Raw genomic sequence first — 9,795 nt, forward strand, 5'->3', positions numbered from 1 at the left:
TGTGAAAGTCAAAAAATAATTCTAATCAACTATATTCCTGTATAATTAGATGGAGTGATGGCTTTTAGTTCTGTTTTAATCGTATCAGAAACCTCAAGCGTCTCTATAAATTCTGAAATAGAATTTTGATTTATTGCAGCATTCGTTCTTGTAAGTCCTTTTAATGCTTCGTATGGATTAGGGTATCCTTCTCTTCTTAAAATGGTTTGGATAGCCTCTGCAACTACGGCCCAGTTATTTTCGAGGTCCTGAGCAAACTTTTCTTCGTTAAGTAATAACTTGTTTAACCCTTTTAGAGTAGCCTGAAAAGCAATTAATGTATGTCCAAAAGGAACACCTACATTTCTTAGTACAGTACTGTCTGTTAGATCTCGCTGTAATCTACTCACAGGTAGTTTAGCAGATAAATGCTCGAATAAAGCATTAGCAATACCAATGTTTCCTTCGCTATTTTCAAAATCAATCGGGTTTACTTTATGCGGCATAGCAGAAGATCCAACTTCGCCTTTTTTGATTTTTTGTTTGAAATAATCCATAGACACGTACGTCCATACATCACGATCCAAATCTAATATAATGGTATTAATACGTTTTAATCCATCAAACAAAGCTGCCATATGATCATAATGCTCAATCTGAGTTGTTGGGAAAGAGTGATGTAATCCTAGTTTTTCTTGTACAAAACGAGTTCCAAAATCTTTCCAATCAATTGAAGGATATGCAACTTTGTGAGCATTATAGTTACCTGTAGCTCCGCCAAATTTAGCAGCACTTGGGATATCATTTAATAAATCAAATTGAGCTTCTAATCTAGTTACGTATACCTGAAACTCTTTTCCTAATCGAGTAGGAGATGCAGGTTGCCCATGTGTACGAGCTAACATAGAGACATCAGACCATTCTTCTATTAATGATTTTAGTTTAGCTAATAATTCTAAATATTGTGGAATATAGACATCACCAATAGATTCTTTAATACTTAAAGGAATCGCCGTGTTATTAATATCCTGAGAGGTTAAACCAAAATGTATAAACTCTTTATATTCCTGTAAACCTAGATTATCAAATTTTTCTTTTATAAAATATTCAACCGCTTTTACATCGTGGTTGGTAACTTTTTCTATGTCCTTTATGGCTTGCGCGTCTTCTGTAGAAAATTCTGTGTAGATTTCTCTTAATTTTCCAAAAATCGCTGTGTCAATATCTTTTAATTGTGGTAATGGAATCTCGCATAAAGCAATAAAGTATTCTATTTCTACCAATACACGATACTTTATTAAGGCTTCTTCGCTAAAATATGTGCTTAATGATTGTGTTTTAGAAGCATAACGACCATCAATTGGCGAAATAGCTTGCAGAGGAGATAATGACATAACGTTGATTTTTTGAAAGGTGCAAAGATAATTTATTTAATAAGGAATAACGAAGTACAAAGAACGATTTTTTGATTGTCTACATATCAAAGATTAAAATTGAAGATTTATATGAATTTCATAATTATATAGATAGAAATTATGATTTATATTAATTCTCTATATCTTTTTTAAAACCATTCTTGACCGAGCTTTATATGCAGCACTTCCACTATGGTAGTTGTTTTCTAATACAATTTTTAGTTCTGGATGTATCCAATCAAATTCAGTTCCAAGAAGATATAAACTAGTCATGGAATAAGCCTTAGGGGCTACTTTCTGATCAGAAATGAGCCAATCAAAACAAGTTTCTGTTATTTTTTCTAAATGTAATGTTGAGAGCATTTCCCGAACTATAGGTAGTTTCTCTTTATAATAGGCGAGTATTAGGTATTCACATATTTTTGCCATGGGTCGTACTGCAGGATCTTGATGAACTTTAGGTATGAGTTCTACAAAGGCATCTATATAAGGTAAAATAGCTTCTAACTTTTTTTTACATAAAAATTCTAACCCCCACGATGCTCTACATGAGATCTCATCATCCACTTGATTGCAGATTTCGATAAGTTGAGGTAATAACTCAGGATTTTGCAAGATTAAGTTTGCAAAATGGCTTCGTTTTTCTCTAGAGTGGTTGGTGTTTTTAATTTCCTCTTCTAGATTAATCATGAATTCTAAATTATATGGCGATACACTATCCAGCTAATTCTTGTACCACTTTTGGGACACCAATTGTAGCTTTATCTGCTAATATGGTTAGATTTTTTTTTGGAGAAATAGCAGGTTTAGGGTCTATAAAATATATCGGTGTATCCGTAGGAGCAAATTGTACCAAACTAGCGGCCGGGTATACTTGCATAGAAGTTCCTATAATAATAAGAATATCTGCTTGTTCTGTGATTTTTATAGCTTTATCCAGCATAGGTACCTCTTCTCCGAACCAAACAATGTGTGGTCGTAACTGAGAATTATGCTCACATAAGTCACCAAGATTAAGATCTGTTTTCCAATCTAAAACTAAATTCTCATCAAATTGACTTCGGACTTTTAAGAGTTCTCCGTGTAAGTGCACTACATTGCTGCTTCCAGCACGTTCGTGTAAGTCATCTACATTTTGTGTTACAATGGTAACTTTATGTGTTTTCTCCAGTTCTACTAGTGCTAGATGCCCTTGGTTAGGACTTACGGTTGGTAACTGACTTCGTCTTTTGTTATAGAAATCTAATACTAATTTGGGGTTGTTATTCCATCCGATTGGGGAGGCGACTTCCATAATATCATGACCTTCCCATAATCCATTAGCATCTCTAAAGGTATTAATACCACTTTCTGCACTAATTCCTGCGCCCGTGAGCACAACTACGTTTTTCATTAGAATTTGTTTTTCTAAAACTATTTAAAATATTTTAATTGTAGATCTGTTTCTAAATAAAATAATGGAATTCATGGATAGAATGATTTATGAAAATTAGATGTAAACTGTAAATATTTGATTATTAGTAGTTGTATGAAACTTCGGATTATCCTGTGTTTTCTGGGTTAATTTCGCTTTTTTCTGGTCATATATACTAATTTCTTTCTTTTTTCGTTTAGAGAATCTAAACCCCATAAACCGATAACATGCAATATATTTCGATCAAAGAAATCTCCTTAAACCCCGTAAATAGTACGACTCCGTATTAATATTGTGGTTTTACCGTAACCTAAATATTATTAAAAAACATAACTTGTAGTCAGTAAATGTGTACAATTTTTTTTTGAATACTGACAGTATTTAATAACCAACGCTAACCTTTAATTGTTTACCTCATGAAATACCCTTACATCATTATTGATAATGATCAGAATTCTGCACGCACAATTCAGATCGCATTAGAAGATCACAATGATTATATCTGTACTGGAATTGCTAAAAATGAGCAAGAAGCGTTGGACTTAATTTTAGAAAGAAAACCAAGATTGGTTTTTCTTGAACCGGAAGTTCCGGGAGTTCAATCGTCCAAAACACAGTATAATTTATTGTCAGAACTAACCAAGTATATGACAAACTTACCCGAGTTTATCATTATGACTAAAACTACAGATTATGCTATAGAAGGTATACGTAATAGTGTACTGGATTATATCCTAAAACCTCTAAGCAAGAGTGATCTTATAAAAACGCTATTAAGGTTCGAGAAGGACTTTGATGAAGTAATGGATAACACACTATGCTTTAAGTCTTATGGTGATTATCGATTTGTTAATATCGATGAGGTGTTATATCTAAAAGCAGATAATAATACTACGGATTTTATAATGAGCAATGGTAATAAAGTAGAGGCGTTTAAGACGCTTAAGCATTTTCAGAACTTATTACCAGATCATTTTGTTCGTATCCATAATAGCTATATAATCAATACTAAATATGTATCTAGGATACATTTTGGTAAAGCGAAATGTGCTATTAAGAACACTAGTGATATGATTCCTTTTTCTAAATCTTATAAGACAAACGTAGAAGAAATCAAGGATACACTAGCAAAAAATAGTTTCTTATATGTGTAGTAAAAAGCACTAAGAGACTGATAATGATTAGGATGTTATTTATAAGTATCTAGTAAATGTGTATGATGACAGCCAAATTGTTTTATTTGATACTATATCACACAATATCATTTGTATAATAAAACGCAGGTCTAGAAAACCTTCCCAATTCGGGGAGGTTTTTTTGTTTTTAATAGAATTAGCTAATAACAAAGGAGGAATTTTCTGTCTGGATTATTTTTGTTTTGATAGCTAAATTTTCTTGTTGATTGGAAGCAAGTGAATTTTGTGGTTGTATAATTCCCTTATTTTCCTAGGTGCAATTTGTGTTACTTTATCTTTTTGGTTTCATATTTCTGTAATGTTGTTACGTATGTATAAGTTTGTTTTTTGAATAAAAAAATTCCCGGTGCTATCTGGTGTTTGTTTGTTGTTAGATGGTTTTTGAGACATGGGGATTTTTTCTATTTATTCTGAAGCTAAATACCTACAGTTAATAAAGGGAATTTTTTTGTAAAATTTTGGGGAATATCTATAATCCATTCTTTTTCAGGGGTCCAGGTGATTTAGTTCATGAAAAGAACAAAAGATTCTTTTTACTTGATTTTTGTTTTTTTTAAGCTTTTTTTATGGTTTTTTTTATCTAAACTAGAAGAGTAATCTATTTCCTACACTTTTTGCTGTTTTTTAAAATCGGGTCATCTACTCGTATAATCTACCCATCTACTTCTTAGAGGTACCCATCCACTAAACACACCTTAATATATTAGGCGCGAGGGGGCAATCTCCCTACATTTGTAGTGTACAATTAAGGTTATCAACCTATTACACATTTACTAAAAAGGATATACAAAGAGAAATCTAAGTATTAGCTGGCCAGCGAAATCCTTAACAACAAAAATTAGAATAGATGAAAGTCCATTCGAGCAGGGCAAAAAAAGTCTTGAAAAGGAAAAATTTTAATAACAAATAATTACAAACCAGAATAAAATATAATTATAAAAGATAAACCGTTATGAAAGCTATAAAAACTATATTCGCAGTATTATTCGTAAGTTCAATGTTCATCGCTTGTGAGTCAGACAGTATCAATGAAGAAGTAGGAATTGATGAGGTAGAGTTTGAAAATTTTGCAGGTGAAGAAGATGATGATGAAACAGTACGAGGAAACTAAAAATTAAATATAAAATATATTTAAAAGCTGTTTGTGATATGCAAACGGCTTTTTTATTTTTCGTATTTTAGTTTGATAATTATACTTACAAAGATTTTAAAGCGAAATGAACTTCCTTTCAAGAAATAAATCAATTCTATTTTTCATTGTTGTAATCGTTACTTTTTGTTCTTGCGATACAAAAACTACCGATTTCAAAGATGAAGAGTTAAAATACAAGTTAATAGATTCACATATAGAAAAATCTAAAGATGAAAGTAAAACTTTAGGAGAAAGAAAGCAAAGTGCTAATACAGCCTATGGATTATATTCCACTCTTGAAGGAGATACTAAATTAAAACTAAAAAGAATAGAGGAAATTTCTACAATATATTATGATCTAGGGGATTATGAAACTTCTTCAGAAATGGATCAAAAAATGTTAGATCTGGCTATTTCTATTAAGGATTCATTGTCTATTGCTAAATCGTATTGGTTTAGAGGTATATATTTTAGGAATAGAGAATTGGATAGTGCCTACAAGAATTTTTATCGCTCTGATAAAATATATAGTGCTTTAGATAATAGTAATTCAATGAATCCTATGGATTATGCTTTTGATCATGGTACAGTTCTTATTGACTTAGCAAAACTATGCAGAATGGTTAAGGATTATGGGCAAAGTGAAGACCTCACTATCAGAGCAATCAAAAAATTTGAACTGTCAGGAAATCTTTCTTATTTACCGTTATCATACAATAATTTAGGAATCGTTGCTAAGCATATGGAGCGTTATGATGATGCTGTAGAGTATTATTCAAGAGTTATAGAATATGCAAAAAACACGGAAAAGGAAACGTTGTATGCTGCCTTAGGAAATAATAATATAGGAACTGTTTATAAAACAATTAAAGAATATGATAAAGCGGAAGAATATTATAAAAAGGCATTATCATTTAAAGATTTTTTGGACAAAAGACCTAAGAGATACGCTAGGTACTTAGACAATCTGGCTTATGTTCAATTTTTATCAGGGAAGAATGATGAAGATATTCTTGAGGTGTTTAATAAAACCCTCAAAATAAGAGATAGTTTGGAGGATCTGGTTGGTATATCGACCAATACATTGCATTTGGCTGAATATTATCAATTAAAAGATAATGACAGTATCGCAAAGACATTTGCAGAGAGAGCGCGAGATGCTTCTTCCAAGGTCAATAATAATGTAGAGTTATTGCAGTCTTATAAATTACTCTCCCAGGTTTCGGGTAGTGGCGAAGGGTTGGTGTATGCTCAAAATTATATTAAACTAAATGATAGTCTTCAAAGAGAGGAGCGTTTGTTTAAAAATAAATTTGCTAGAATAAAGTTTGAAACTGCAGAAAAGGTTGAGAAAATTGCAGCAATAAGTAGAGAAAATCAATATTTAGTTTTTGCAATTCTTGGGTTATCTGTATTATCCTTATTGGGATATGTAATTTTTAAACAGCAGCAGAGTAATAAAGAATTACTATTCGAGCAGAATCAGCAACAATCCAATCAAGAGATTTATCGTTTACTACTTAGTCAGCAATTAAAATTAGAAGAAGGTCGTAAGATGGAGCAACATCGTATGTCCGAGGAGTTGCATGATGGGGTATTAGGTAGACTATTTGGTGTGCGGTTAAGTCTGGATGGGATCAATCAGCGAGCTAATGATGGATTTACAGATGCCAGGAACAAATATATAGACGAGTTAAAATCCATAGAACGAGAAATTAGATTGATCTCCCATGATCTTGGTACAGAAACCTTATCACCTGATATAGCGTATGTAGATGTAGTAGAGAGTTTGGTGAGTGATTTATGTACAGTTCATAAAATGGATTTTGCATTTGCTAATGATGAAAACATAGATTGGGAGACGGTAGATGATCAGAAAAAAGTAAACCTGTTCCGTATTATACAAGAGTCTTTACAGAATATATTTAAGCACGCTCGTGCAAAAAGCGTAAAAATAAACTTCGATTATGTGGATGATAAAATAAATCTTACTATTTTAGATGATGGAATAGGATTCAAAAGCAGTAAGGTCAAAAGAGGAATTGGTTTAAAAAATATTACATCTAGAGTTACTCAAATGGATGGTGTAGTAGATTTTATAAGTAATCAGGATTCAGGTACGAAAGTATCTGTTGGTATACCAATTTAATTAATGTAAAAAGTTGTCTGATCTGGTTTTCCATATAATAATAGGTGATAACTATAGTTACTACTATATAGAACCGATAGGATAACAACTGACACACAAAATTTTAAAGATGAAGAAAAAGTTAAAAGTTCTTATGATTGATGATCATCCTATGATTATTGAAGGATACAAGAACACCTTATTAGGAGAAAATCAAAAAGAATATCAGATTAAAATAGATATCGCATCCAATTGTGATGATGCATATGATAATATTCTAAAATCTTCTAAGACGACTCCTTATGATATGCTTTTTGTGGACATTAAATTACCACCTTCCTCTGATGGGAAAATTACATCCGGAGAGGATTTAGCAAAACATGCAAAAGAATTATTACCTAAGGCTAAGATTATTATTCTTACCATGCATAGAGAAGATCATAGGATTCATAATATATTAAAGAATATAAATCCATCAGGATTTTTAATAAAAAGTGATCTTACTTCTAGTGAGTTATTATTGGCTTTTAATAATATAGTAAGTGGTACTCCTTATTATAGCGCTACGGTGAATAATCATTTTAGAAAAATGATGACTAATAACTTCTCGTTAGATGAGAAAAACCTAAAGATTTTATATCATTTGTCTAGAGGTGTAAAAACAAAGAATTTACCTAATTACGTAAGTTTGTCATTGAGTGCAATTGAGAAGCGTAAGAATCAGATAAAAGAAATGTTTTCTATTGCAAAGGCAGATGATCAAAAATTATTAGAAGAAGCACGTAAAAGAGGTTTTGTATAGGATATAAAACACTTTTTTAAACTAATATGATAAGAAGGATAGCTATTTGCTATCCTTTTTTTATTTGATAACATATCGATGGAGAGTGAAATTATCTAATGTAACTCAAAGTGAACATAAAAAAAATGGAATAATCTAATTTTTATACAGGGGATTTTTCCCTTATTTATTAATGAAATTAACTTTTTTTTATGATCTGTAATGTATTTTTATTGATTAACGTTAATTCTGTTGTTAATTGAGGTGAATCCGTAATGATATAGGTGTGTTTATATTTGGTTTTCAATAGATTAGCATCGTATTAATAATGTGCTTTAATACTTCACACAAACTTTCTTTTTATAGTTCCTTTTTCTGAAATCATAAGATGTATGATGTTTTTTAGAAGAATATCATAATATGGATTTTCGACATAATCTGTAAGTGTCGTAAAATGTTTACAGAAAAATCAAATTTATTTTAATTATGAAGAAGTTATCAAGTTTACAGGGTGTGAGTGTTTTAAGTAAAAAAGCACAAAAAACCGTTCATGGCGGGGATTATGTTATGGCTAGCTGTAGCGACTATTGCCCAGGAACAGTTCAGGGCAATATTTTTACCGGACAATGCACTTGTATTACAGGAGAGTAATCAATATACCCCATATCCTTTAATATAAACCTAAAATTATTTAATTATGAAAAATCTAAAAAATGTTATCGGTGTAACTGTATTAAGTAAAAAAGCACAAAAAACAGTTCACGGCGGTGATTATGTTATGAGTAGTTGCAGTGATTATTGTCCAGGAACTGTTCAAGGAAACATTTTTACAGGGCAATGTACCTGTATTACAGGAGAATAATGATCTAGACAGTATTATGTCGTATATATATTAGTAAAACCTTCCTTGATCGGAGGGTTTTTTTATTGAAAAGAATCATTAAAACTGATACAGTATAAGTATTTATTAAAGTTAGAGCTTCATTGTAAACTGGTATTGGATGTTCACTAATTTAATTTTTTGTGACAGATTATTTTCAACCGTAATATTCCCCAAGTTTATTAAGGGAATTTATATGTTTAATGTTATTTATTTTTAAAGGGAAATATCACTTTTTTTTCTCACTATTTTATTTACCAATTGAATTATTTTTTATTAGTACGGTTTTTAAGTAAATATTTTGAGGTTATTATTTGCTGATAATCAGATTAATATAAGTAAATTTAAAATGTTAAAAATTATATTGTTGTTTTTTTACTGTTTGGTATCGGTGTTCGTGAGTTTTATGTTAATTTTTAACACGTTGATTTTCGACAATTTTTAACATTTTAACAAGTGTTTTTTTTAGGTGTTTTTTGTTTTTTTTTATTGTTGTTTTTTAAAAAATAGTCGTTGTCTTTTTTGTGTATTTTTTAATTAAAATTTGATCTATATTATTTAGTAGTAATAGGGCTTTATCAATTGATTAATTAAAGGAATAAACTTATAATAATAGATGTGTATGAAAATAATTACTTTAAGGAATAAACTATCATTACATATATATGTATACATAGCGATGATTTTCTGGTTAAGTGACCTTTACCCTTTTTTTATAAAAAGCTTTTTGAAACTGAGATTGTTTAGATTTCTAAATAAAAGAAATATTAAGAATCTTCACAATATGTGTTGGAAATTCTTTTTTCAGAACAGACCGCCAAAGAAAATATTTTGTTTTTTTCAATTACCTCCTAATGCCGTTATACTTCA

General features: G+C 30.5%; 8 protein-coding genes. 5 read left to right on the forward strand and 3 right to left on the reverse strand.

The genetic code is table 11. The features are described 5' to 3' along the window. Positions 1–29: 29 nt before the first annotated feature. From purB to NMK29_RS05325, 3 genes are all read right to left on the reverse strand, one after another. Positions 30–1,373, reverse strand: coding sequence for an adenylosuccinate lyase (gene purB, locus NMK29_RS05315; RefSeq protein ID WP_108802557.1), 1,344 nt, complete (start codon positions 1,371–1,373; stop codon positions 30–32). Between the two features lie 159 nt (positions 1,374–1,532). Beyond that, the gene (locus NMK29_RS05320; RefSeq protein ID WP_108802558.1) at positions 1,533–2,084 is read right to left on the reverse strand and encodes an adenylosuccinate lyase; all 552 of its coding nucleotides are present in this window, start codon (positions 2,082–2,084) and stop codon (positions 1,533–1,535) included. Positions 2,085–2,109: 25 nt separating this feature from the next. Next, positions 2,110–2,787: an NAD-dependent deacylase gene (locus tag NMK29_RS05325; protein ID WP_108802559.1), complete on the reverse strand. Its 678-nt coding sequence runs from the start codon at positions 2,785–2,787 to the stop codon at positions 2,110–2,112. Between the two features lie 437 nt (positions 2,788–3,224). Here NMK29_RS05325 and NMK29_RS05330 point away from each other — a divergent pair, with 437 nt between their 5' ends. From NMK29_RS05330 to NMK29_RS05350, 5 genes are all read left to right on the forward strand, one after another. Then, positions 3,225–3,962 (forward strand): LytTR family DNA-binding domain-containing protein, encoded by a 738-nt coding sequence (locus NMK29_RS05330; RefSeq protein WP_108802560.1) that lies wholly within the window; start codon positions 3,225–3,227, stop codon positions 3,960–3,962. Positions 3,963–4,956: 994 nt separating this feature from the next. Beyond that, entirely contained in the window at positions 4,957–5,115 is a 159-nt protein-coding gene (locus tag NMK29_RS05335; protein ID WP_155839704.1) for a hypothetical protein, read from the forward strand. 106 nt (positions 5,116–5,221) lie between these two features. After that, positions 5,222–7,285, forward strand: coding sequence for a tetratricopeptide repeat-containing sensor histidine kinase (locus tag NMK29_RS05340; protein ID WP_108802561.1), 2,064 nt, complete (start codon positions 5,222–5,224; stop codon positions 7,283–7,285). A gap of 109 nt (positions 7,286–7,394) precedes the next feature. After that, complete coding sequence (locus tag NMK29_RS05345; RefSeq protein ID WP_027393808.1) at positions 7,395–8,066, forward strand: response regulator; 672 nt, start codon at positions 7,395–7,397, stop codon at positions 8,064–8,066. A 676-nt stretch (positions 8,067–8,742) separates the two neighbouring features. After that, complete coding sequence (locus tag NMK29_RS05350; protein ID WP_159092145.1) at positions 8,743–8,907, forward strand: hypothetical protein; 165 nt, start codon at positions 8,743–8,745, stop codon at positions 8,905–8,907. Positions 8,908–9,795 lie beyond the last annotated feature (888 nt).

This window comes from Aquimarina sp. Aq107, from assembly GCF_943733665.1.
Taxonomy (GTDB): Bacteria; Bacteroidota; Bacteroidia; order Flavobacteriales; family Flavobacteriaceae; genus Aquimarina.